The 24,218-nt window shown below is 68.4% G+C and carries 22 protein-coding genes and 1 pseudogene; 19 read left to right on the top strand and 4 right to left on the bottom strand.

The features are described 5' to 3' along the window. Nucleotides 1-85: 85 nt before the first annotated feature. From EDL96_RS02060 to EDL96_RS02050, 3 genes are read right to left on the bottom strand one after another with little or no spacing between them, the layout of a single operon-like run. Entirely contained in the window at nucleotides 86-2,680 is a 2,595-nt protein-coding gene (locus tag EDL96_RS02060; protein ID WP_123823933.1) for a hypothetical protein, read from the bottom strand. Beyond that, entirely contained in the window at nucleotides 2,673-3,029 is a 357-nt protein-coding gene (locus tag EDL96_RS02055) for a helix-turn-helix domain-containing protein (RefSeq protein ID WP_010155374.1), read from the bottom strand. The genes EDL96_RS02060 and EDL96_RS02055 overlap by 8 nt, the downstream gene beginning before the upstream one ends. Further along, nucleotides 3,026-4,096, bottom strand: coding sequence for a tyrosine-type recombinase/integrase (locus EDL96_RS02050; protein WP_229119376.1), 1,071 nt, complete (start codon nucleotides 4,094-4,096; stop codon nucleotides 3,026-3,028). The genes EDL96_RS02055 and EDL96_RS02050 overlap by 4 nt, the downstream gene beginning before the upstream one ends. Before the next feature lie 197 nt (nucleotides 4,097-4,293). On the opposite strand from EDL96_RS02050, the gene EDL96_RS02045 reads away from it, so the two are divergent. Next, the gene (locus EDL96_RS02045) at nucleotides 4,294-4,929 is read left to right on the top strand and encodes a DNA-processing protein DprA (RefSeq protein WP_094429382.1); all 636 of its coding nucleotides are present in this window, start codon (nucleotides 4,294-4,296) and stop codon (nucleotides 4,927-4,929) included. Nucleotides 4,930-4,945: 16 nt separating this feature from the next. Here the strand turns inward: EDL96_RS02045 and mobF are convergent, their stop codons facing one another. Beyond that, nucleotides 4,946-8,509, bottom strand: coding sequence for a MobF family relaxase (mobF, locus tag EDL96_RS02040; protein ID WP_123824275.1), 3,564 nt, complete (start codon nucleotides 8,507-8,509; stop codon nucleotides 4,946-4,948). Between the two features lie 301 nt (nucleotides 8,510-8,810). Here mobF and EDL96_RS13560 point away from each other — a divergent pair. The 18 genes and pseudogenes from EDL96_RS13560 to EDL96_RS01960 form a co-directional block, all read left to right on the top strand. Further along, nucleotides 8,811-9,188: pseudogene (locus tag EDL96_RS13560) on the top strand (DNA cytosine methyltransferase); the annotation flags it as partial. A 46-nt stretch (nucleotides 9,189-9,234) separates the two neighbouring features. After that, nucleotides 9,235-9,750, top strand: a complete 516-nt coding sequence (locus tag EDL96_RS13555) for a hypothetical protein (protein WP_233568640.1) — start codon at nucleotides 9,235-9,237, stop codon at nucleotides 9,748-9,750. A gap of 433 nt (nucleotides 9,751-10,183) precedes the next feature. Further along, nucleotides 10,184-10,543 (top strand): Cd(II)/Pb(II)-sensing metalloregulatory transcriptional regulator CmtR, encoded by a 360-nt coding sequence (gene cmtR / locus EDL96_RS02030; RefSeq protein ID WP_094429384.1) that lies wholly within the window; start codon nucleotides 10,184-10,186, stop codon nucleotides 10,541-10,543. Further along, the gene (locus tag EDL96_RS02025; protein WP_094429385.1) at nucleotides 10,540-12,456 is read left to right on the top strand and encodes a heavy metal translocating P-type ATPase; all 1,917 of its coding nucleotides are present in this window, start codon (nucleotides 10,540-10,542) and stop codon (nucleotides 12,454-12,456) included. Before cmtR ends, EDL96_RS02025 begins: the two co-directional genes overlap by 4 nt. Beyond that, nucleotides 12,456-13,055: a cadmium resistance transporter gene (locus EDL96_RS02020; RefSeq protein WP_094429386.1), complete on the top strand. Its 600-nt coding sequence runs from the start codon at nucleotides 12,456-12,458 to the stop codon at nucleotides 13,053-13,055. The genes EDL96_RS02025 and EDL96_RS02020 overlap by 1 nt, the downstream gene beginning before the upstream one ends. Further along, nucleotides 13,052-13,576 (top strand): signal peptidase II, encoded by a 525-nt coding sequence (locus tag EDL96_RS02015; protein WP_094429387.1) that lies wholly within the window; start codon nucleotides 13,052-13,054, stop codon nucleotides 13,574-13,576. The genes EDL96_RS02020 and EDL96_RS02015 overlap by 4 nt, the downstream gene beginning before the upstream one ends. A gap of 303 nt (nucleotides 13,577-13,879) precedes the next feature. Beyond that, nucleotides 13,880-14,734, top strand: a complete 855-nt coding sequence (locus EDL96_RS02010) for a helix-turn-helix domain-containing protein (protein WP_233568612.1) — start codon at nucleotides 13,880-13,882, stop codon at nucleotides 14,732-14,734. A 213-nt stretch (nucleotides 14,735-14,947) separates the two neighbouring features. After that, entirely contained in the window at nucleotides 14,948-16,027 is a 1,080-nt protein-coding gene (locus EDL96_RS02005; RefSeq protein ID WP_094429389.1) for an ArdC-like ssDNA-binding domain-containing protein, read from the top strand. Further along, nucleotides 16,027-16,542, top strand: coding sequence for a bifunctional DNA primase/polymerase (locus EDL96_RS13550; RefSeq protein WP_233568611.1), 516 nt, complete (start codon nucleotides 16,027-16,029; stop codon nucleotides 16,540-16,542). Before EDL96_RS02005 ends, EDL96_RS13550 begins: the two co-directional genes overlap by 1 nt. 113 nt (nucleotides 16,543-16,655) lie before the next feature. Further along, on the top strand, nucleotides 16,656-16,952 hold the full coding sequence (locus EDL96_RS13545; RefSeq protein ID WP_233568610.1) for a primase C-terminal domain-containing protein: 297 nt from the start codon (nucleotides 16,656-16,658) through the stop codon (nucleotides 16,950-16,952). Further along, nucleotides 16,949-17,791: a DUF2637 domain-containing protein gene (locus EDL96_RS01995; RefSeq protein ID WP_199732511.1), complete on the top strand. Its 843-nt coding sequence runs from the start codon at nucleotides 16,949-16,951 to the stop codon at nucleotides 17,789-17,791. The genes EDL96_RS13545 and EDL96_RS01995 overlap by 4 nt, the downstream gene beginning before the upstream one ends. Continuing rightward, a complete protein-coding gene (locus EDL96_RS01990) occupies nucleotides 17,788-18,174 on the top strand; it encodes a hypothetical protein (RefSeq protein ID WP_094429391.1) in 387 nt (128 codons plus the stop codon). Before EDL96_RS01995 ends, EDL96_RS01990 begins: the two co-directional genes overlap by 4 nt. Nucleotides 18,175-18,273: 99 nt before the next feature. After that, nucleotides 18,274-19,152, top strand: a complete 879-nt coding sequence (locus tag EDL96_RS01985) for a hypothetical protein (RefSeq protein WP_123824271.1) — start codon at nucleotides 18,274-18,276, stop codon at nucleotides 19,150-19,152. Beyond that, on the top strand, nucleotides 19,149-20,171 hold the full coding sequence (locus tag EDL96_RS01980; RefSeq protein ID WP_123823927.1) for a ParB N-terminal domain-containing protein: 1,023 nt from the start codon (nucleotides 19,149-19,151) through the stop codon (nucleotides 20,169-20,171). The genes EDL96_RS01985 and EDL96_RS01980 overlap by 4 nt, the downstream gene beginning before the upstream one ends. A gap of 73 nt (nucleotides 20,172-20,244) precedes the next feature. Beyond that, on the top strand, nucleotides 20,245-20,913 hold the full coding sequence (locus EDL96_RS01975) for a hypothetical protein (RefSeq protein WP_094429394.1): 669 nt from the start codon (nucleotides 20,245-20,247) through the stop codon (nucleotides 20,911-20,913). 10 nt (nucleotides 20,914-20,923) lie between these two features. Continuing rightward, complete coding sequence (locus EDL96_RS01970) at nucleotides 20,924-22,570, top strand: M23 family metallopeptidase (RefSeq protein ID WP_123823924.1); 1,647 nt, start codon at nucleotides 20,924-20,926, stop codon at nucleotides 22,568-22,570. 228 nt (nucleotides 22,571-22,798) lie between these two features. Next, a complete protein-coding gene (locus EDL96_RS01965) occupies nucleotides 22,799-23,869 on the top strand; it encodes a tyrosine-type recombinase/integrase (RefSeq protein WP_229119377.1) in 1,071 nt (356 codons plus the stop codon). Next, the gene (locus tag EDL96_RS01960; RefSeq protein ID WP_123823921.1) at nucleotides 23,866-24,210 is read left to right on the top strand and encodes a helix-turn-helix domain-containing protein; all 345 of its coding nucleotides are present in this window, start codon (nucleotides 23,866-23,868) and stop codon (nucleotides 24,208-24,210) included. The genes EDL96_RS01965 and EDL96_RS01960 overlap by 4 nt, the downstream gene beginning before the upstream one ends. Nucleotides 24,211-24,218: the final 8 nt, after the last annotated feature.

Genomic DNA, 24,218 nt, shown 5'->3' with positions numbered 1-24,218 from the left:
GCGGCCACGATCAGGACGAGTTGACCGCCGAGCAGAATCGGTGCCGCCCGATTCTCACGACGTGACATCCCTGGAAACGTCATCGTCAGATTTCAGTGCAGGACGACTGGGAGGGGCATGCCGACGCGCTCGACGACCGCGCGGCGTAGGCGGTGCTGTTCGCGCCGATCGCGTTGGACCAGGCGATCGCGGAGGAGATGTCCAGGCCAGTCAGCCGGCTGAGAACGACGGGTGGGAGTTCCTGCGCGAGCGCTATCAGCGCGCCGGTGCGGGCAAGTCGCGGCGGGATGCCGGCAGCGCGGAGCCGGGTATTCAGCGTGTCGGGGGCCATGTGATGCCCGGCCCGGGTTCCGGGATAGACCCACTCCTGTTCGATGCTCTCCACGAACATGCGAGGCGCGGTGCGGTTGCTGGCGGCTCCCGCGGCCGCCGGCGCGAGCTCGGCGGGGAGCACGAGAGGTTCCTGGCCGAGGCGGACGACCACGGCCTGGTCCGTGACGGTGACGTCTTCCGCGCGCAACTGGACGATCTTCGCCGCCCGGACGCCGAACATGAGCATCAGCCCCGCGGCGAGCTTCGTGTGCGGGTTGATGGACGGGTCGGAGGTGACATCGGCGAGCAGCCGCCAGCGTTCCTCGTCGCTCATGGCTTGCGGGCTCAAGGCTCCTGATGGCGGGCGTGGAGCGGTGAGCGGTCGGGATGCGCCGGCCCGTGCGGTCCAGGTCAGGAAGTGGTGCAGGAACGGGCGTCGGCCGCCGGTGAGCCATTCATCGACATCCGCCTGGGTGAGGGACACGAGAGAACCTCCGCGGGTATGGATCCATTCCAGCAGTTCGATGATCCCCGCGATCTCGAGCCGCCGCCAGGACAGCTGGCCTGATCGGGACGGCATCGTGTTGCGGCGCAGTGCGCGCAGGTGTCGCCATCGCGCGTATTGGGTGACGGTGCGCTGTTCACCCGGGTCGGGGATCTCGGCAAGTGCGCTGTCGAGCCAGAGCTCGAACCGGGCGAGCAGCTCGTCCCGCGGTGGGAGCAGCCCGTGGTCGATGAGCACGGACCGAACCGCTCGGGTCTGATACTCCGAGCCGGCCTGGTCGAGGTAGGCGTGAGTGCGCAGGGATGGGGCGGTGAGCACTCGGGTGATCAGCGTGCAGGCGACGGTGCCGCGTTCGAAGGCGTAGACGATCTTCGACGGAGCACCCTGGAACCACCGCTCTCGCAGATGCGCGATGCGTGCATCGGAGGCGGCGAGCTCGTCGGGCACCATCTCCCGGATCATCTGATCGGCTCGGCAACGGGGGCAGAGCTTCGCGATCAGCCGTGTGATGGTCCCGCAGCTGGTGCAGGGGCGGAACGACTCCGGTTGGCGGGGATAGCAGAGCGGGCAGAACGGCCGGCCCTCGATCCGGCCGTTCACTATCCGAGCGTCTCCGCAGCTTGTGCAGGTCTCGATGATCGGCGGAACGCAGGCCCAGCAGAGATAGCCGGAGCCGTCTTCGGTGCGCTTGTGGCGCAGCCGGACCTCCCCGCAGCTCACGCAGGGCTGGCGAGGGTTGGAGCACTGCTCGCAGGCGGCGCGCGCGGTTCCCGGCCAGCGGCATTGCCGCTCGTTCCCGCAGATCGTGCAGGTGTCGACGCTGGCCTTGTCGGAGCAGGGTTTGCAGATCGCTTTCTCGCTGCCGTGGAACAAACAGGGCGCAAGCTCCCCGCAGTCCGTGCAGGTGTCCAGCCGGGAGGAGCTCCGACACGTTGAACACAGCGGGCCCTCCGGGCTGCGGTAGGCGATCAGTCGATGGTTGCCGCAGCTCACGCAGACGGCGTTCTCGTCGGGGAGCTTGTTCGTGCAGCGTTGGCAGAGTCGCCGCCCGTCGGAGAGCACCCGCTCCAGGTTGGTGACGTCGTCGCAGCCATCGCAGGGGGCATGGTGCGCGATCCGGTAGCAGCGTCGGCAGCTCACTCGTCCCTCGACGCGTTCGGTGAGCGTGCGCGTGGTGCCGCAGCCTCCGCAGCGTCGTTCGGGCAGACGCGCGCCGTCCGCGTGGAGAAGGTCGTAGAACGTGCCGAACAGCACAGAGCCCGCGGCCGGGTCGGAGAACCACTCCGCGCCGTGGGCCTGCAGCTCGAGCATCAGCCGCACTCGGCGGTCCCTCCCGTCCGCCGCCATCTGCTCCACCGCTCGAAGGATGGTCGCGGTCGCGACACGGCGATGGCGGCGGACTTGCTCGACGATGCGCTCGGCCGCTTCGGGTTTCATGTCGACCCAGCATCGTTTGCAGTACGCGCTCTCACCGGGCCCTGTCTGCACGCGGCGGGTGTGCCCGCAACGATCACAGAGTCCGCTCCTGGAAGCGAGACGGCGACCGCATGGAGCGCAGATCCGCCCGGTCGGCGTGCGCTGCAGCAGCTTCCGCAGCCCGCCGCAGTGTGCGCAACGCGGCGGTCGGACAGTCCGCGCTCCAGCCTCGTGGAGGCGAAGCAACAGACTTGCCAGAGCCGGCGTGGTCTGCGGATCCGCCGCGGTGAGCAGCCCGGGTGCCTGCGTGACCAGGTCGAGCGTCCGGCGGGCAACCGGCAGCTGCCGGAACGAGCCGTTCACGATCTCGGCGATCCGCTCACGCGGAAGAGCCTGCTCGACGGCGGCGATCTGCGTGGTCAGCGCGGCGAAGACCGGGTCAAGCATCCGGCGGGAGAATCTGCGCCCTACGCGGCTTCAGGCCCGACTCCCGGAGTCGGTTCGTCGCCGAATCGCCCCGCTCCGGCCCAGGATCGGTCGTCCCGGTCGCTGCGACCGCGCTGCCGAGGACCACCCGCGGCGCGAGCTCCTCGAACGTGCAATCGAAGATGTCCAGCAGCGCGACCAGCGCCTGCATGTTCATCCGCTCCGGCTTCTCCGCGGCGAGCCGATATACCTGGCTCGTCGACAAGTAGACGCCCCGCTCTTCCAGCAGCGGGACCAGCTTCGTCGTGGAGAACATTCCCGCCGCCGCCATCACCTCCCGAAGCCGCCACTCAAACCCGATCAGTCTCATCGCCCGCTCTCTTCCTCATCGCGCGGCCTGTGCCGCGTCTTCTCGATCGCCTGACTCATCATCGTGTTCATGTAGTCCGCGCTCACGCCCGTATAGATCGCCGTCGTCGACTGGTGCAGGTGCCCGACCTGACGTTGCACGAACGCGGGATCGACCCCGGACTCGATCAGGTGGGTCACGTAGGAATGACGCAGCGCGTGCGGCGTCAACACCTCATCCAGCCCCAGCGCCGTCCGGTAGACGGCGAACCTCGACGCCAGCTCCCGCGTGCGCAGCCTCGTCCCGCGTTCCGAGACCCAGAGCGCCGGCGACCCGTCCCGGACCATCAACGGACGCACCTGCTCGACATACTCCTGAAGAGCCTCAACCGCCCAGCCGAACAACGACACGACCGCCCGCCGTTTCGGCGGCCCGCCCCGCGACGACTTCCCGTGCCGGATCTGCATCACACCGAACTCCCCGAACTGTGGAGCCTTCGAATTCCTGTAGAAGTCGGTCACATCAAGCCCAACCGCCTCGCTCGCCCGCATCCCCCATGCGTAGACGACCTTGAACAGCGTCGCGTCCCGGAACGCAGGCAGAGCACCCTTGCGGCGCTCGTCCAGCAACCGCGTCACCTCGGCGTCAGCATGATCCAGCAAGCGCTGCAGCTCCGACCGCGTCAACGGGCGTCGCCCCGGCTTGCCCTCGTAATCCTGCAGGTGCGCGAGCGTGTTCCATTCATGGCAGACCTGAACCGGGTGCGTCCCGAAACGCTCCATGCACTCGTCAACCCAGCCGTAGTGCGGCGAGCAGATGTAATCGCAGAACGCGCGCACCGCCCCCTGGTACGACCGGATCGTCGACGCTTCGACCTTCCGTTGCGACACCAGCAGCGCCATCCACTCGTCAAAGTCGCCCGCGGACCACTCCCACGGCTTCTTGCCCGCGTACGACTCGAACCTCCGGACCACGCCCAAAGCGCGCGACACCGAATCCTCCTTGAGATGTCGGCCACCGATCTGCTGCATCCGCCAGCCCTCGATCATCGCCTCAAACACGGCCTCATGAGCGTTGAGGAACGACACCCCGCCCGCAAGATACAGTGACGACGCACCGTGTGGAACTCGTCCCATCAACCACCCAATCCATCCACATAACGCGCTAATCGTGCATTAGATGCGAATCTATCAGCCCGTCAGACCTCGTCGCGCGGAAAATCGCGGGGCTATCGAAACGACCGATAGCCTTTCTGACGCAGACGCCCGTTCGGATCTCGCATCTGATGCAATACCGCGGGGAAGTCACGATCACCGGGTCTCGGGCCGCGACCGCCTATGGGGATCATGTCGCCGGTGAGCTCGCCGCGGATGCGTCGATAGCCGAGCAGATCGTCGTCTCCGGCGGTGCCTACGGCATCGACGGCGCCGCACATCATGGGGCGCTGGCAGCCGATGGTGACACGATCGCGGTGATGGCCAGCGGCCCGGACCGCCTCTACCCTGCGGGGCATCGCGACATGCTCGAACGGGTGTCCGATCTGGGGCTGCTGATGAGCGAGATGCCACCGGGATCGACCCCGACCCGGCACCGGTTTATCGCCCGCGGCCGACTCCTCGCGGCGCTGTCCTCGGCGACGGTGATCGTGGAAGCCGGGGCACGATCCGGCGCGCTGAACGTCGCCCGCGAAGCACACGCGCTCGGCCGTGGCGTCGGGGCGGTGCCAGGCCCGATCACGTCCGCGGCGAGCACCGGCACGCATCTGCTCCTGCGCGAGGGCACCGCTACCCTCGTCACCGGCTCCCACGACCTCGCCGCCCTCAGGACCGGCCGGCAGCAGGCTCCGGCACGAACTCAGGGTCTTGGCACCGGGCAGGACCTCGATGCCCTCGATCAGGAGCGGCCCGGCCGTTCCCTCTAATGCCGAGGTTCGCTGATTAGAGCGTGCGTCCCTGCCGGGCCTCCACCGTGAGGTCCGGCTGCTCGGTGTCCGGGGCCTGCTGGCTGAGCTGCTTCGCCCGGTTGAGGGCGGCGGCGGCGCGGGCGGCGTCGATCTTCTGCGCATCCGACCCTCCCCCTGCACCAAGGGGCTGGTCGTCGGTGATCTGGTAGCGGTCGCGGTAGGCCGCGACGACCTGCCCGGCCCGGCGCCACCGCTGCGCCGTCCGCGCGTCTACTGGCTTCGTTCCGAGCGTGGCCGTCCACGGTGCGCCCTCGTTCGTGTCCCGGTCGAAGACCGCGACCGCACGCCGCTCGATCAGGTCCTGCCGCTCCACGAGGGTGCGGTGCATCTCGGGGTCGGTGACGCCGGAGGCATACGGGATCAGCCCGGCGATGAGCCGCGGTGCCTGCCGGGTGCGCCCGGAGCCGGCGGGCCGGGCGGTAGCGCGGGTGAGCCGGTGGTGCAGGACGGAGGCGATGTCGTCGGCATCGGAGAATCCCCGCGCCCGCACCAACCTGGGGAACAGCTCGTCGAGGTCGTGATGGTTCGCCTCGGCCCGGCGCAGCTCGGCAGACAGGGCACCGTAGGCGTCGGAGCCGAGCACCACGTCGACCTGCCCCTCGGTGAGGCCGGAGACTTCGAGGAGGGTTGCCCAGCGGTCGTGCTGGCCGGCTTGCGCGATGGTCTCGTACTCCGCGGCGAGCTGTCCGATCGACCCCCACCGTTCCTGCTCGGCGGTGATGGTCTCGTGCGCGGACAGCTCCGCGCCGACGTGCTGCAGCACCCCGTACAGGACGCTGCGGGCGGTCGCGTCGGGGTTGTCGGAGGGGTGCGGGGCGACATGCGCGTCGTCTGTGGTGTCGGTGGCGACGTAGGCGAAGTTCCCGTGCCGGCCGCGTGTCATCGCGACGTAGAAGTTCTCCCGCGTCGTCGTCGCCGTGGTGACCACGTGCGAGGTGTCGACCGTCACGCCCTGGGCACGGTGCCCGGTGATCGCGTACCCCAACTCGACCTGCTCGGCCACATACGCAGCGGGGAGCACCATCGACCCGCCGAAGCGTCGCCCCTCCGGGCGGACGGTGATCGACCCGTCCTCGCCCACGGCGGTGATCGTCCACCGGTCGCCGTTGCGCACCCAGGCTCTCCCGTTCTTAGAGCGCAGACGCCGGTTGTTCTCGCGGGTGATAACCCGATCCCCTGGCGAGGCGGCCGTGCCATCGTGCAGGTCGACCTCCCGGCCCGGCGTGATCGCGCCCTCCATGATGAGGTCGGCGCGGGCACGCTCTTTCAGCTGCGTGACCGTCTCCCGCGATTCGGCCAGCAGGATCGACGCCCGACCGCTCTGGGTGTCGTGCCGCCAGGCGGCGTAGGCGGCGTCGACCATCTCCTCCAGGTCCCCGCCGCGCACGCGCTGGTGCTCGATGAGGGTGTCGATCGCGCTCGTGCGGCCGTGGCGCAGGCTCAGGGAGTTCGTCTTCTCCCACCGGGCGGAGAACCGATGCACGTCGGTGAGCTCCGGGGCGTCATCGCGGTCGTGCACGAGCATCCCGAACGCGCCGCCGGCGTCGACCGCCTGCAACTGCGACCAATCGCCCACGAGCAGCACCTTCGCGCCGGCTTGTTCGGCGAGGCCGGTGATGCGGTCGAGCGAGCCGGTGCCCGCCAGCGATGCCTCATCGAGGATCACAAGCTGCCCCCGTTCGAACGTGCGTCCCTGGAAGAGATGCATCTGCCACCAACCGGCCGTGTTGTCGGTCTCGATGCCCAACTCCTCACCGAGCACCTGCGCCGCGTTCTCCGACGGAGCAAGCCCCACCACAGAGCCGCGGCCGTGCTGCTTCTCCCACGACCGCTTCAACGCGCTCATCGCCGTCGTCTTGCCCGCACCTGCCGGCCCGACCAACACGTCCACGACCCGACCCGAGACGCAGATGCGCTGCAACGCCTCGGCCTGATCCGCCCCGAGGCGGCGGCCCTCCATGTCGGGTCTGCTCGTGCTCCGCTCCACTGTCGCGAGGTCGACGGTCGGTCCAGTCGTCGTGTGAGAGCGGTCGAGGAGACGGTCTTCTGCCGCCAGCAGCTCCTCCGTCGAATACAGCACCGCCCCCGAGTGACGGAACCGGCTCGACCCGTCCGGGCGGCGGAACAACAGCGGGCTCGACGCCAGCTCCGGCGGGGTCAGCCGCAGCGACGCATTCTCGGCGGCGTCGGTCACCATCGCGGTGATCGCCTCCCGATCCTCCGCGGACGCGAACCGGACACCCATGAGCTGCCGGGAAGTCTCGGCGTGCAGGTTCCATCTCCGCCACGTCGAACGCTTCTCACCCGCCATCGCGACGACCGAGCGGCCGAGATCGGCGATCGTGTCCAATGGCACGTCGTCGGCACGCAACAAGGCCGCCGGCTCCCCGATCGCGGTGATCGTGCGCGCCCAGCCGGTCGCATCCTCACCGAGCAGGGCACTGGCACGGTTCCGCCATTCGGAGGTGAGGTCGGCGAGGGAATGCGCCTGCTTCTCCGGGCGGGTGGCGAGCGTCGCTTGCGCCCGCAACTTCACCACGGTCGTCGCCGACGGCTCCCGGCCGTGCTTCTCGACGTAGGCGTCGATCAGTCGGGTCTTCTCCTCCTCGATCTGCCGGGTCCGTGAGGAGAACTCCGTCACCAGCTCCTCCGGCACAGGGGCGAGCTCCCATGCCGGGTTGCGGTCGCGGCCGCGTTCCCGGGCTTCCCATTCGATGCCGAACGTGCCGGTGATCCGGTCGGCAAGGGTCGCGTTGTACAGCTCGGACAGAGCGACGACCGAGGCATGCACGGGCCGCCCGGCGAGAGTGCGCCACTTCTGGTCCTGCACCGTCAGCACCTTGTTGCTCACAACCACGTGCGTATGCAACTGCGGGTCTGCCCTGCGCGAGTCGTAGTGGTCGAACGCGGTTGCGAGGACACCGGCGACATCGACATGGGCGACCGCCCCCTCGGGGCCTGCGGCACCCACGCGGGTGGTCGCGACCTCTCGTTCGAGGAACGCGATCACCTCTGCAACCGCCTGATGATGCGCGTCCGCAATCAGGGATTGCGTGCCCGCGTCCGCAACTCCCCACAGCGCCGACAGAGACTTCGGCACCGAGAACGTCAAGTCATAGCCGGCGACCGCCCGGCGGGTGCCGCGCTCGGCCTCCTCCGCCTCGATCGCCGCGACCTGCTGTGCACGCGAGACCGGCCCCAGCTCGGGGTCAAGGCCGGCGACGCGCTTGTCGACGCGCTCCTGCACACTCGCGTACTGCCGGTACGCCTCACCCAAGGCCTCGCCCGTGATCGGATCGCGGCCCATGCCGACCAGGAGCTGAAGCTGCGCCTCGGACACCTGCCCGCCCTCGGCGAGCTCGCCAGTACCGAGGTATGGCAGGCCCGAGCCCATCCAAGAGCCGGGAGGAGTTCCCTCTTCCGTGTAGTACCTCGTCAACGGCGTGGACAGCGAGCGGTCGCCATCGCCCGCGGCGACCGTGCGCAGGAGGTACTGGTAGCCGTCGCCGGCCGACATCACACGCAGGGAAACCGTCATGTAGGCCAGGTGAACCGTCGGCATCTCGCATCGGTGACGCGGACGATCCCCGACGTGTCAACTTAGGTTGACGCGGCAGGCCTCTCTTGAAAGACGTGTGGCGGCTCATGAGACGGTCGGAGACGGGCACAGATCCGGGCGCGGTCTGCGGATGGCGGTCGTCTGATCAGCGGCGATCCTGGGAGGGTCGTCCAGGTTGGATGCTGGTGGTGCCGGTGGTCGTGCACCTGGCAGGTGATCCGCCCGGCGTAGGACTCCGAGAGGGGTTCGGGACCGGGTTCACCGACCTGCCGGAGCCCTCATGCACGACATCCCTTCTCCTGGCGACCGCCCGCTCAGGGTCGGCTCGCTATTCAGCGGCTACGGCGGCCTCGACCTCGCCGTCGAACACCACTTCAACGCAGAGACCATCTGGTACCCCGAACTCAACGAACACGTCGCCCGCGTCTTCTCCCACCACTGGCCCGACGCCCCGAACCTCGGCGACATAAGCACCATCGACTGGAGCACGGTGCCGCCAGTCGACATCCTCTGCGGAGGGTTCCCATGCCAAGACGTGAGCACCGTCGGCAAGCAAGCCGGCCTCGCACCCGGGACCCGCTCAGGCCTGTGGTCCTACATGGTCGCAGCGATCGAGGCACTGCAACCCCGGTACGTGGTGATCGAGAACGTGCGCGGGCTGCTCTCGGCACCTGCTGTCCGCCCCGAGAAGCCAGGAGCAACCCATGATGAACGCGACCCCCACCCCGCAACCCTCGGTGATGCAATCCACGCGACCGCAACCGTTCGCGATCTGGAACCCGACCTTTGGGGTTTGGGAGACGAGTCAGCTCGACCTCTTCGGGCACTCGGCGCCGTTCTCGGAGATCTGGCCGACCTCCGGCTCCATGCACGATGGATCGGCCTACCGGCATCCCTCGTCGGCGCTCCCCACCATCGCTTCCGCATCTTCATCATCGCCCACCGCCAAGACCCTGTTCCGAACACCGCTGGCGACGGACGCCTCTCGGGGCGGCGAGACCCTGGACCAGGTGCGAGCCCGGCGGGGCACGATCGCACTGTCGCATCAGATCATCGACTTCACCCTGCACGGGCCGACTGGCTCACCGACCAGGCGGAACGACGCGGAGACGCTGTTCAGCCTGGTCGAGAGCATGTTCGCCGATGGGGACGCTACGCCGACGCCATCGCCCGCTGGGAACACATCACCGGACGAGAAGCGCCCGCCCCAGCCCTCCTGAACGACCAGACCGGGCCACGACCGGCGCCCGCGTTCATCGAATGGCAAATGGGCCTCGAACCCGGTTGGGTCACCGACCCCGCGCACGGGCTCACCCAGAACCAGATGAGCACCGCTCTCGGCAACGGAGTCCTCCCGCTCCAAGCGATGCTCGCTCTCACCGAGATGGAGACTACGGCCCGGAGCGACCGGGGTGACCAAGGCTGTTGATCCGCGAGGGGTGCTGGAGGAGTGAGTGCGCTGCCAGGCTCAACTCGAATGGACTACCCCTGGGGTATATCGCTGGGGTTGCAGCAAGTAGTCCAGGCGTTCAGGCGGATTCAATGCGTTTGTGCTCCTAGCGCCGCGTGTTCGTCAGATGCCGGTTGCTGCTTCGTTCGAGGGGGATACCGACCTCACGGTGATCGGTCAGCCCATACTGTATAGTTCAGTGCATGCTGACCATTGCCTCGCGCCTCGACGTCATGAACCGGCTCGGCCGGGCCATGGCAGATCCGACGCGCTCCCGTATCCTGATGACCCTGCTGGACGCTCCGAGCTATCCGGCCGTGCTCTCGCGCCAACTGGAGCTGACCCGCTCGAACGTGTCGAACCATCTGACGTGCCTCCGCGATTGCGGAATCGTGGTGGCCGAGCCCGAGGGGCGGCAGACGCGCTACGAGATCGCTGACCCGCACCTCGCTGCCGCTCTCGTCGCGCTGGTGGACATGACGCTGGCCGTCGACGAGCACGCGCCGTGCGTGGACTCGGCGTGCACGGTCCCTGGCTGCTGCGGAACTGGGGCTGACGCGTGAGCGCGGCGTGCGGTTGCGAGCACGAGCCGGTGACCAGGGTAGATGAGGAGTCCGAGGAGGCGGAACGTCCGTGGTGGCGGGATCGCGGGATCATGGTCCCGGTCTTCTCTGGTGCCGCCTTCCTCACCGGTCTGGTTCTTGAATGGTCCAACCTTGATGTCCCAGCGCTGGTGCTGTTCTGGATCGGTCTGCTGCTGGGTGCGTCGACGTTCACCCCGGGCGCGATCCGGAAGCTGTTCAAGGGCAAGCTCGGTATTGGGCTGCTGATGACGATCAGCGCGGTCGGCGCGGTGATCCTCGGCTATGTTGAGGAGGCGGCCGCGCTGGCGTTCCTGTACTCGATCGCCGAGGCGTTGGAGGACAAGGCGATGGACCGGGCCCGCGGCGGCCTGCGCGCGCTGCTGAAGTTGGTCCCGGAGACGGCGACGATCCGTCGCGACGGGGTGTCGGTCGAGATCGGGGCGAAGGATCTCGCCGTTGGCCAGATCATGCTCGTCCGCCCCGGTGAGCGGATCGCGACGGACGGGATCGTGCGCTCGGGCCGATCCAGCCTGGACACCTCCGCGATCACCGGTGAGTCGATTCCGGTCGAGGTCGAACCGGGGGATGCGGTGTCAGCCGGTGCGATCAACACTGCCGGGGCGCTGGAGGTCGAGACGACCGCGGCGGGCACGGACAACTCACTGACCACGATCGTCGAGTTGGTCGAGCAGGCGCAGACGGAGAAGGGCGAGCGGGCACGTCTCGCGGACCGGATCGCCCGCCCGCTGGTTCCGGGCGTGCTGGTCCTCGCCGCGCTGGTCGCTCTCATCGGCTCGCTGTTCGGGGACCCTGAGCTGTGGATCACCCGCGCTTTGGTCGTGCTCGTCGCGGCCTCACCCTGCGCGCTGGCGATCTCGGTGCCGCTGACGGTCGTCGCTGCGATCGGCGCGGCCAGCAAGTTCGGCGTGATCATCAAGTCCGGTGCGGTGTTCGAGCGCTTCGGTACGGTCCGGCATGTCGCCGTTGACAAGACCGGCACCCTGACACGCAACGAGCCGGCGGTCACCGCGGTTCTCACAGCGGACGGCGTGACGGAGGTTCAGGCGCTGGCATGGGCGGCGGCGCTGGAGCAGCACAGCACGCATCCCCTCGCTGCGGCGATCACTGCCGCCGCGCCGGGTGTTCCCGCAGCTGCGGGCGTGACGGAGCAGGCCGGACATGGTGTTGACGGCACCGTCGACGGGGTGGGAATCACCGTCGGCAGCCCCCGTTGGCTCGACCCCGGCAGGCTCGGCGACCGGGTTGCGGGTCTGGAGGAGCAGGGCATGACCGTCGTGATCGTTCACCGTGACGGGTCACCGGTCGCCGCGATCGGCGTCCGCGACGAGCTGCGCCCGGAGGTCCCCGAGGTCGTGCGTACCCTGGCGGCGCAGGGTATCGGCATGACGATGCTGACCGGAGACAACGCCCGCACCGCGCGCGCCCTTGCCGCGCAGGCTGGCATCGGCGATGTGCGAGCCGAGCTGCGCCCTGCGGACAAATCGACGGCGATCGGCGAGCTGTCCCAGGCGGGATCGGTTGCGATGATCGGTGACGGCATCAACGACGCCCCGGCTCTTGCGGCCGCGGACATCGGGATCGCGATGGGAGCGACCGGCTCCGATGCAGCGATCGAGTCCGCGGATGTCGCGTTCACCGGTCACGATCTGCGCCTCATCCCGCGGGCGTTCGACCATGCCCGCCGAGGGCGACGGATCATCAACCAGAACATCGTTCTGTCGTTGCTGATCATCATCGCGCTGCTCCCGCTCGCTCTGTTCGGGGTACTGGGACTCGCCGCCGTCGTCCTGGTTCACGAGGTCGCGGAGGTCATCGTGATTCTCAATGGACTCCGCGCCGCCCGTACTCGCACGCCACGGTTGGAGAGCTGATGCTTGCGACCATCGGGTCAGCGATCGGACTGTTCGCTGCGACCAACATCGACGACATCGTCGTGCTCACCGTGCTGTTCCTCGCCTCCAGCCGGGGGAAGCCGCGGCCCTGGCAGATCGTCGGGGGCCAGTACCTCGGATTCATCACTCTCGTTGTGATCAGCGTGATCGCCGCGCTCGGCCTGACGGTCGTCCCGGACGAGTGGGTGGGCTTCCTCGGCCTGATCCCTCTCGGCATTGGCATCTGGACGCTCATTCGCGGTTTGCGCCGCAACGGCGACGATGACGACCAGATCACCGCAGTGGGACTGTGGGGCGTGGCGGGAATCACGATCGCCAACGGGGCCGACAATATCTCCCTCTACACGCCGATCTTCCGCACTAGCACCCCCGGCGACGTCACGATCATGATCGTCGTTTTCCTGATCCTCGTTGCCGTGTGGTGCGCGGCCGGACGCCTGATCGGAACGCACAAGGCCGTCACCGAGATGCTCGAACGCGTCGAGCACTGGCTCGTCCCGGTTGTGTTCATCGGCCTGGGCCTGTTCATCCTGATCGAGTCCGGCGTGATTGTCCGCCTGTTCGAGGTCCTCGCATGACCCCGGATGCGGCTACCGACGTTGAGCCGGCGTCGGGAGAGCGGCTGAAGAGAGTGCGCTGGCGGCTCACGGGCTGGGCGTTCCTGATCGCCGTGGTCGTCGTCCTGATTGATCAGGGAACGAAAGTATGGGCCGAGGCCACCCTGGCGGAGCACGAGCGCATCCCGTTGGTAGGCAACCTGCTGGGCCTGCAACTCGCCTACAACCCCGGCGCGGCGTTCTCCTTAGGCGAGGGTTCCACCTGGGTGTTCGCGTTGGTCGCCGTAGCTGCCACCGTAACCGCGATCGTGTTCGCGTTCCGCGTCCGAGGCCCTGGGTGGGCGATCGTGATCGGTGCGCTCGGCGGGGCTGCCGCCTCACACGCCGGCGACAGGCTCTTCCGCGCACCAGGATTCGCCCGGGGGCACGTCGTGGACTTCCTCGCCTACGGCACCTGGTTCATCGGAAACCTCGCAGACATCGTCATCGTCACCGCCGCGATCGCCGGAGCACTTCTGATGATCCGTGGCAACGAGAGCTGAGAGGACCATCGTGGAGATCACACTGCGGTATCCGGCACTGATCCCGACGACCGCTGTTCGACCCCGACCGTTACGCCAATGCCGCCGAACGGTATACGGTTCCATACTTCCATCGACCAGGCGCACGCGGGAGCACGGAACCTCCGCCCCGGTCTCCTCAAACCGAGAGTCGCCGATAGCCGTCGGTGCTGCCCCCGCTCCAGGCCGCACAAGATCGCTGGGGCCGATATGGCGTTTTACGACCCCTTGATCGCCCGGACACGCACGATCCATCACCCAATTGGCCCGCTCGCATACGACTGCGTGAAGCTCATCGTTGTCCGCTCCGGGTCAGCCATCCTGTTCAGTGAGTTTGGCGAGCAGCCCGTCAAGTCCGGCGACGTCATTCTCCTCGGAGCCAACGTGCTGTGCGGCAGCGAGCCCGAGGGGCATATCACCATCACGACGCTCTACGCTGACACCGACTTCCTGCTGGACCAGTTGTTCTGGCAATACGCCGATGTGCTCCGCGATCGTTTCGACGCCCAGGGATTCGCCGACACGATCTACACCGAACCCGCCCAGGTGCTACACCTCGGGGAAGACCGCTCAGGGTTGTTGTTGCCCTGGTTGGATGAGCTCGTCGCGCTCAGCGTCGATGGTGCCTACCGGGATCGGTTCCATCGGATGCAGGCGTTGTGGCATGCAGTCATCGACCAGGTTGCCCCGTTCATACGTATCTCGCCGTGTCGGACCTCGCCGAACCAGCGTGCACGGGTCAGACCGACCCTGCCCCGTTATCGGCGGTTTGCGCCGCTGCGGGCCGAAGCCAGGCAGGTTCGCGATGTCCTGCGCAGTGACATCGCACGGTGCTGGGAGCTGCCGGAGTTGTCTAGGATGGTGCATCTGTCGACGAAGCAACTCGGTCGAGTGTTCGTGGATGCCTACGGGAAAACGCCGTTGACGTATCTGACTATGCTGCGGGTCGAGGAGATGGCCCGTCTGCTGCGCGAGACAGATCTGACGATCGCGCAAGCTGGGCGACGGGTCGGGTGGCGCTCTCGCAACCGTGCGTCGGCGGCGTTTCGCGAGTGCGTCGGGATCACGCCGAGCCGGTACCGAGCGATGCGCTCAGCGGGCAGCAGCATGCACACGAATGAGACATCGGTGCTCACCTAAACGACTCCATCCCGGGGCGACGCGCCCGCGGGCGCGGGTTTGCTGGTAGGCCGTTGTTCTACGTCAGGTGCCTCCGCGTTCCTGTCGGCCAACTTACCGCTCCACTGTTCGCTGACCGTCTCGACACTCTCCGGATGCACCTGGCTCACCTCGCAGGTGCAGGACCAGCCACCAACACCCCGGGTGGCTGGTCTACCGGGAGGAGGCCAGACCATGGCGACGAGGGAAGAGGCCCGCCAGAAGCGGGAAGAGAAGCTCGACGAGCTGCACGAGAAGCTGACCGGTGCGGTCGAGCGGCTCGTCACGGGTGAGGACTGGGCTGACGCGTTGCGTTTCGCCGCCCGGTTCCGGTCTCGCTCGTTCAACAACGTCCTGCTGATCTGGGAGCAGCATCAGGCGGCGTTCGAGCAGGGCCGGGTGCCCGAGCCGTTCCCGACCTATGTCGCCGGGTACAAGCAGTGGCAGCAGCTCGGCCGGCAGGTCGAGAAAGGCCAGCCCGGATATCAGATCCTCGCCCCCGTCACGGGGAGGTTCGCGTCCGCGAACCCCTCGGACCCGGCGTCCTGGTACGGGCTGAATCGGGGTGAGAAGCCGAAGCCGGGCGAGGTGGTGCGCTCGCGGATGGTCGGCGTGCGCCCCGCCTACGTCTGGGACGTCTCCCAGACCGCCGGGGAGCCGATCCCGGAACCGCCGTCTCCGGTGCTGCTGGCGGGCGATGCACCCGACGGGCTCTGGGACGGGCTCGCGCAGCAGGTACGGGCGGCAGGGTACGAGCTGATGCGAGTGCCGCATGAGGGCATGATCCACGGCGCGAACGGTCTGACTGATTTCGAGGCGAAGACGGTCGCGGTGCGGGAGAACATGGACCCCGCCGCCCAGGTCAAAACCCTCGCTCATGAGCTTGCGCATGTGCTGATGCACGACCCCGACCAGGAGGATGCCCGCCAGCATCGCGGGATCGGCGAGGTCGAAGCCGAGTCCGTCGCGCTGATGATCGGCGCCGCCCACGGAATGGACACCACCGGGTACACGATCCCGTACGTGGCCGGGTGGGCGGCGAACGTCGACGGCAAGGAACCCGTCGAGGTCGTCAAAGCCACCGGCGAGCGGGTGCGAAAGACCGCCGCGGGGATCCTCGACCAGCTCGACACCGCTCAGGTGCCCGACGGCACTCCGCCGGGCCTTGACCGTGATGCGCCACGGCCTGCGCGATCGAAGGATCGCACCGCCGCGACCGTGGCCGAACCAGAGCACAGCCGAGCCCCGGAGCCGGCGCGTGCACGGGGGCTGTGATGGCTGCCCGGACCGCGTTCACCACCGCCCTCGCCGGGTTCGGTGAGGACGCGTCGTTGCCGGTGGCTGCGCGCCTGTTCGCCCAGGCGGGGGTGCCGGTGTTCCCGTGCGCGCCGGGCGGCAAGCAGCCGATCACCGCGCATGGCTTCCACGACGCCACCACGAGCCTCGGGCAGGTGGAGTCGTGGTGGCGACGGTTCCCGGCAGCGAACATCGGAATGCCCACCGGTGTCGCCTCCGGCGTGGTGGTCGTGGACGTCGATGTGCACGGCGTCAACGGCTACGATGCCTTCCGCCAAGCGCGCCGGGCCGGGCTGGTGAATGGGTGGGAGGCGCTAGTGCGCTCACCGACCGGTGGCCTGCACGTCTACTACCCGGCCGGTGGCAGTGAGCAGCCGTCGTGGCAGGCCGGGCGTGCGGGGATCGACTTCCGTGGGGATCGCGGGTACATATCGTGCCGCCCTCACGCCGCATCATCGACGGCGAGACGAGCCTGTATCGCCTGGCGTCGCTGAGTCCGACACCAGGCCGGGCATTGGATGCGTCAGCGCTGCGGACGTTTCTTAACCCGCCGCGTCCGCCGCGCCAGCTTCCCGAGCGGGGCCACTCGCCGGGGCGGACTGATCCGATGAAGCTGGCGCAGTGGCTGGGCGAGGAGCGCACGGATCGCAATCACAAGTTGTTCTGGGCGTCCTGCGTGCTCGCCGAGGAGGGCGTGCCCTACCGGGATGCGCTCGATGCGATGCTCACCGTCTCCCAGCCCGACTTCGGGCAGCACGAGATCGCCCGCACCGTCACCTCCGGCTACAAACGCATCCACGGCGACACACCCCGCCCCAGAGGAGCCGACGCGGCACGAGCCGGTCCCGCCCGTGATCTCGATGTGGCGCCTGAGGGTCGTGTCCCGTCGAGGGGGCTGCGATGAACCCGGTGCAGCGTCGCGGGTGGGCGGTGGTCACGGCCGCGTCGGGCACCGTGCTCATCGGTGCGGGGGCGTTCTGGTTGAGCTTCACCGCGCTGGCCGATCTCGCCATGTGGTCGGGCATCGCGGCCAGGCAGGCGTGGATCTGGCCGCTGCTGGTGGACGGGCTGATCGTGGTCGCCACGGTCGCCGTCGTCGCCCTCGACGGACACCGGACGGCCTGGTATCCCTGGGCGCTGCTGATCGCCGGAGCCATGGTGTCGGTGACCGCGAACGCCGCCCACGCCCTCGTCACCGCCGAGGCGACCGTGCCCGGCGTCCTCGCCGCGACGGTCGCCGCAGTCCCACCCCTGGTGCTCCTGGCATCCACCCACCTCACGGTCGTCCTGATCCGCTCCACCCGTATGGCCGAGACATCGACCGCCGAACAGTCGGCACCGGTGCTGCTCCGGGCGACCAGTTCCGAGGACGAGGCTCCCCACCTGTCGACTCCGGAAGCGCTGACGCTGCTGGAGCCACCGGAGACGGAGGAGCTCGCCGCCTCTGTCGCGCCTGATTCTGTTCCGTCTGAGCCGGTCGCTCCCGAGCTATCCGAGGCCGATGCGCCGCCGGCGGTGGAGGTCGGTGTGGGGCGGCGTGAGCGTGCGGCGCGGTTGCGGGGTGAGGGGTGGTCGAACAAGCAGATCCCCCGCGCCATGGGCGTGCATCCCTCGACCGTGGGCCGGTGGCTGCCGCGCCCACCTGACCCCGAACTCGACCCCGATTCGCAGGGGTCGTCTGAGTCGTCCGACCCGACAGGGGTCGGCATCCCATCCGATCGCTCCGAGGAGGAATCATCATGAACGCCGAACAGCATCCGCACGACCCGCACCAGCAGCGGCCGCCGGATCCGTCCCCGACGCCGGAGCGGCCCGAGACGTCGGCGGGGATGGCTCCGGAGGCGATCCAGGCCGCCGACGTCGACCGCGACCAGCAAGCCGAGCTCGACACGGAGAAGCCGACCCGTGGGGTCGACTGGGTGCGCCCCTCGGAACTGATGTCGCGCGCCGGCGGCGCCCTGTCGCGGCGCGGGATCGATCTCCAAGCCGACCTCTCCCACCGCGCCCGGGCCGGTATCGCCGCAGGTGCCAAGCACCTCGTCGCGTCCGCGAAGCGGTTGCCGCCGCTGTCCGCGTTCGGCCGGGAAGAGCCCGCGGTCGAGACGCGAAGCCTGAGCCGGGAATGAGGAGGGGTGATCGATCATGCACACGATCCGAGGTGCTTTCCCTGACCGCCCACCCTGTCGTGGGAGGCGCGGTGCATCTGTCTGCCAGGAGGTGCCGTGATGATTCCGCACACGATGACCGCCGATCCGGGCGGCGAGGACTACACGACCGGTGAAGGGCTCCGCGCTCTGCTGGGCCGGCTGCACAAGGACGGGCCGGGCGCGTGGCGCACCGACCCGACCGCCGCACGGCTCATGACCTACGCGGCCGACAAGTACGCGGCTCTGGCGAGGAAGCATGGGCTGGATCCGTGGGAGGCGGCGTCTGCGGCGTTCGATGTGATGCGCACCCGCTCGGCGCGGGAGGCGGAGGACCCGTGGGCGGTGGTCACGCACGCGGTGCGGATCACCTGCATCGCCGAGGAACGCGGCCAAGGCCTGCTGTGCTCGACGCATCAGGCCCGCCGCCCGCACTACTCGGTCTTCCACGACGCCGAACGCCTCTCCGACCGCGAGAACCCCCTCGATGACTACCATCCCGCGTTCCACACCACCGACCCCGACCCCGACCCCGGAAACGATGACGAGGAGTCGCGGCCGGAGGCGGCGGAGCCGACCGGGGTGCGGCCTTCGGCGTTGAGTGCGGTGGAGGATGCGATCGCGTTCATCACCGTGCTGGGGTGGCCGCCGCAGACTGCCCGCGCAGCGGTCGAGCACGTCTGCCAGGCGCTGGCTCGGGCGGGGTCGCGGCAGTCGGCGTTCGAGGTGCTGCGCCGCGACCAGCACTCCCGCGCCCTGCTCGACCTCCCCGGCACCTCATGGACCGCGTTGCTGCGGGTCCTGCTCGGCAACCCCGCCCCGGGAGTGTCCGTGACGAGCGCGGGTCGGGGCATCCTGCTGCGCCTGCTGATCGGTGAGACGTTGCCGGTGCTGCTGCACGACGACGACCTCGTGCTCACCGTTTCGTTGGCGGCCCCGAAACACGGTGGTGGGCGATGACTGGCGGGCATATCGAGTTTGAGCGGGCGGTGTCCTCGATCATCATCGGCACCCGGCACCGCACCGACCTGGGCGACATCGACGCCCTGGCCGCGTCCATCGACCGCGACGGACTGCTCCAGCCCCCGACGATCACCCCGGACGGGGTACTCGTCTGCGGCAGGCGCAGGCTCGCCGCGATCCAGAAGCTGAACTGGCGAGTGGTGAACGTCTGGGTGCGGCAAGGGATCTCGACCCGGCTCGGGCATCTCCTCGCGGAGCAGGACGACAACCTGCTCCACAAAGACCTCACCCCGCTGGAAGCCGCCGCCCTCTACCGCGAACTCAAAGCCCTCCTCGCCGAGGACGCCGCACGCCGGCAGGAAGCCTCGCGGTTCTCTACCGACCGCCAGCCCGAGGAGGAAGGGGACGGTGGCGGAAATTTTCCGGCACCGTCCTCGTCACCTGCGGGTGAGGCGAGGCAGCAGGCGGCGGCGATGATCCCCGGCGCCGCGTCGTACCGGACGTTGGACAAGATCGAGTACGTCCAGCAGGCCGCCGCCCGCGACGACCTCCCCGACGACACCCGCAGCCAGGTCTCGGACGCGCTCGCACGGATCGAGACGGGCGCACCGGTGCACCCGATCTTCGAAGAAGTCCGGAGCCTGATCGGTGACCCGGGGGCGTCGCGGGATGCGCAGTTGGACGAGCTGGCGAAAGCCGCGATCGCCCGCGCCAAGTCCAAGCCGCAGCGCCGCAAGACCGCACCGGCTCCGGTGGCGGGGCCGACGGTGTGGACCACCCGGTCGTTCCTGGTGATCTGGGGCGAACTCACCGACTGGTGGACGCACTACGACCCCACCCAGCTCGCACGAGAGCTCACCGATGAGCAGATCGAGATGTTCTTGACGATCGCCGCCGGCACGACCGCGTTCGCCGCCGCTCTCTCCACGGCGCGGAGCACCGAGCCCAGCGATGATGCCGATCCCGCCGAAGTTGCGGATGGGGAGGGCGAGGTGCGACACCTACGCGCCCTCTGACCTCTCTGGTTGTTCGCCGCCCCGGACCCTTCGTGGGTGTCGGGGCGGAGGTGTGTCTGGTGCACCTGGTGGCATGAACCCGACAGATGCTTCTCGTTCCCGTCGCCGCCTGGTCGTGATCGTCACGGCCGCCGCCCTCGTGCTGATCCTCGTCGGTGTCGGCGTCTACGGCCTGGTCACCGGCCCCCGCACTCCCGACCCACCGCCCGCCACGCCGTCGCCATCCGCGCCGGTCACTCCCGGCGGCGACCCGCGCGAGCTGGCCCCGATCCTGGAGACGGATGATCCGGAGGAGTTCGCCCGCTCCGTCGCGACGGCCCTGTTCGCGTGGGATACCGCCAGCGGGTTGATGCCGTTGGACTACACGAGCGTGCTGCTGGAGGTCGCAGACCCGACCGGGATCGAGCAGGCCGGCCTCGCCTCCGATATCGCCGGCTACCTCCCGACCCGCGACACCTGGACCGAACTCCGCAAATACGGCACGACCCAGCATCTGGAGATCACAGGAGTGTTCGTGCCCGAGGCGTGGGCGGACGCCGTGGAGCAGGCGCAGCCGGGGCAGCTGCAGCCGGGCACGACCGCGTACACGATCGAGGGCATCCGCCACCGCGCCGGGGTCTGGAACGACGAACCCACGACGAGCGCGCATGAGGTGGCGTTCACGATCTTCCTGACCTGCCCGCCCGACGGCGACCCCTGCCACCTGCTGCGGCTGTCGATCCTCGACCAGCCCCTCCGCTAACGGGCAGGCCATGATGCGGAAGGTCATCGCGGCAGTCGCCGCCCTCGTCCTGCTGGCCCCTTTGGTCGGGCTGGTGTCGGTCGGGCTGCTCATGAACCCGGCCACCGTCTCCTGCGCCGCCCCCGCCGGCGGGTTCCAGGTCGGGAATGTGCCGGAGGAGTTGACGGCGACGACGTGGAATGGGGAGACGATCACGCTCGGCCGTGCCGAGCTCACCCACGCGGCGACGATCATCGAGACCGGATCGGGCATCGAGGGGGTGGGGCGCGACGGCATCCTGGTCGCGCTGATGGCCGCGCTCACGGAGTCGCGCATGCGGATGCTCGCCAACACGAGCGTCTATCCCGAGAGCGGTGACTATCCCAACGACGGCAACGGGTCGGACAACGACAGCCTGGGGTTGTTCCAGATGCGCCCGCAGGCGGGGTGGGGCACGGTCGCCGAACTCATGGACCCCGACTACCAAGCCGCCGCGTTCTACGGCGGTCCCGGCGGCCCGAATCAGGGCTCGCCGCGCGGGCTGCTGGATATTCCGGGGTGGGAGCAGATGGGCAAGGGCGAAGCCGCCCAGGCCGTGGAAGTGAGCGCGTATCCGGAGCGGTACGACAACTACGAACCCGTCGCCGAACAGATCCTCACCACCCTCACCAGCACTGGCGCGGGCGGCCCTGTGACAGCCGACCCGATACCGGTGCTCGCCGCGGGGCCGGTGACAGAGTCGTCGCGGGTGGTGTTCCCGCTGCCCGAGGGAACCTGGGTGGCCACCAGCCCGTTCGGACCGCGCACGCACCCGATCACCGGCGAGGAAGAGTCCTTCCACACGGGCGCGGATTTTTCAGCGCCCGATGGGACGCCGATCCTGGCCGCCGCCGACGGCACGGTGACGGTGTCGGAGTTTTCCGGTGGGTACGGCGGCCTCATCGTCATCGAACACCAGCTCGGCGGGCAGACGGTCGCGACGGCGTATGCGCATTCGTGGGAGGACGGTATCCATGTCCAGGCCGGCGACCAGGTGCGGGCCGGGCAGCACATCGCCGACGTCGGCTCCAGCGGCATGTCGACGGGGCCGCATCTGCATTTCGAGGTCCGTCAGGGTGGCACCGACGGCGAGTACATCGACCCCGCGAAGTGGCTCAACGACCATGACGCCGCCGACCTCCCCGAAGCCGACGTGCCGCCGGCCGGGTCCGAAGACTGTGACACCGGAACTGGGGCGCCGGGTGATCCGGTGCCGGTGGAGGGCGACCCGGATGAGCTGGTGGACGATCCGACGTCGGATGGGCAGATCACGGTGCGGATGCTCAGCGTCTACGAACAGACCTCTACGGGGTTTCCGGAGTCGACGTGGGCGTGCTACTCGCCCCGGCCCGGCTCGAAGTCGGAGCATCCGATCGGTCGCGCGTGTGATGTGGCGTTCGGGAACGCGATCGGCCAGCATCCGACCCCCGGGCAGCGCGAGTACGGGTGGCAGGTCACGAACTGGCTGAAAGACCACGCCGAGGTGCTGGGGGTGGAGTACCTGATCTGGCAGGGCAAGATCTGGTCCCTCGCCCGCGCCGACGAGGGATGGCGCGACTACACCGGCGGCGGGATGCACGACCCTACCGATGTCACCGGCGGCCACTACGACCACCTCCACATCACCGTGAAAGCGTAAGGTCCGAAGTTACATCTAATGTAAGATTCGTACCTTAGATGTAAGCCGGAATCACGCTGTTCCGCGGAACCAAAGCCGTCTCCAACCTAGCAGCGTCACCGCCGCCTGACCAGGGGTTTCGCTACTCATCTTACATCTGATGCATGATTCTTACATTTAATGTAAGGTCGTGGCATGGTGTTCTCAGACGATCAGGTACCCGGCACGGGGGTCTTGTCGTCTGGCAACGTGTCGCTTTTGCGGCCGGCGGAGCAGTTCTTCGATGAGATGGTGGCGGGCTGGTCGGCACAGCAGACCTCGCGGATGCTCGCGGTGCAAACCATCAAGACCAGGGCCTCGCAGGTACGCCGGTTCGCGGACTTCTGCAACGCCCCGCCGTGGGAGTGGTCACCGGCTGACGTGGAGGAATGGACAACCTCGCTCGTCTCCGGACCGCGGCCGCTGTCTGTGTCGACGGTGCGGGCCTATCAGAACTCCGTGGCGCTGTTCTGCGACTACCTGGTCGATCACCGCTACGGCTGGGTCGATCGCTGCGTCGATCTGTTCGACACGCATCCGGTGCAGGTCTGCCACGAGTGGAACACGGTCATCCATACCAGCGACCACGAGGCACGGCCGGACGTGCGACCGCTCTCGCGGGATGAGCTGCAGATGTTCTTCGACTACGCCGATGACCTGGTGGATCAGGCCCGCTCCTCCAAGCGCAAGGGATGGCTGACGCTGTTCCGCGACGCCACGCTGTTCAAGATGATCTATGCGTTCGGGTTGCGTCGGCGCGAGGCAGCGATGCTCGATCTGCCGGACTTCACCCGCAACCCGCAGGGCTGGGAGTTCGGCCGGTTCGGGGTCTGCAACGTCCGCTGGGGCAAAGCGATGCGCGGCTCGCAGCCGCGCCGCCGGGCGGTGCTGGCCGTGTTCGGGTGGACCCGGCCGGTGATCGAGGAGTACGTGAGCGAGGTTCGGCCTCGGTTCGACCTTGCCGACAAGACGATCCTGTGGCCGACCGAGCGACAAGGGCGCATCCGGCTCAAGCACATCGACGACCGGTTCGCCGAGTGGCGCGATGATCTCGGCCTGGACCCGTTGCTGCACCCGCACTGCTTGCGGCACTCGTATGTGACGCATCTGATCGAGGACGGCTACGACCCGTTGTTCGTCCAGCAGCAGGTCGGGCACCGCTGGGGCTCGACCACCGCCCTCTACACCGGGGTCTCCGGTGACTACCGCAACCGCACCCTGCGCCGCGCTCTCGACGGCGCGTTCACCCCACCGACAGCGATCGAGGGAGGATCACGATGACGAAGACCGTCGCCTATCACTGGCACCTACGCAAGGTGATGAACGAACACGGCATGCAGGTCACGACCGATCTGGTGCCGCTGCTGGCCGACCGGGGCGTGGTGATGACCTCCACCCAGGTCTACCGGATCGTGGTCGGCCAACCCGGGCGGCTGAACATGCAGTTCCTCGCCGCGCTCTGCGACATATTCGGCTGCACACCGGCCGACCTGATCGAGCCCTACGTCGAGTCGGCGTCGCGGCGGGGCCGCAAGACCGGCACCGCGGGTGCGGTCAAACCGCCGACGGGCGGGAGCAAGAACCGCCCGACCCGAGCGGTCATCACCCCTGCGGACGAATGACCGGCGCC

This window comes from Kocuria soli (genome assembly GCF_003797835.1).
Taxonomy (GTDB): domain Bacteria; phylum Actinomycetota; class Actinomycetes; order Actinomycetales; family Micrococcaceae; genus Kocuria; species Kocuria soli.
The sequence above is the reverse complement of the archived record's forward strand: the minus strand, read 5'-3'. Positions and strand labels throughout refer to the sequence as shown.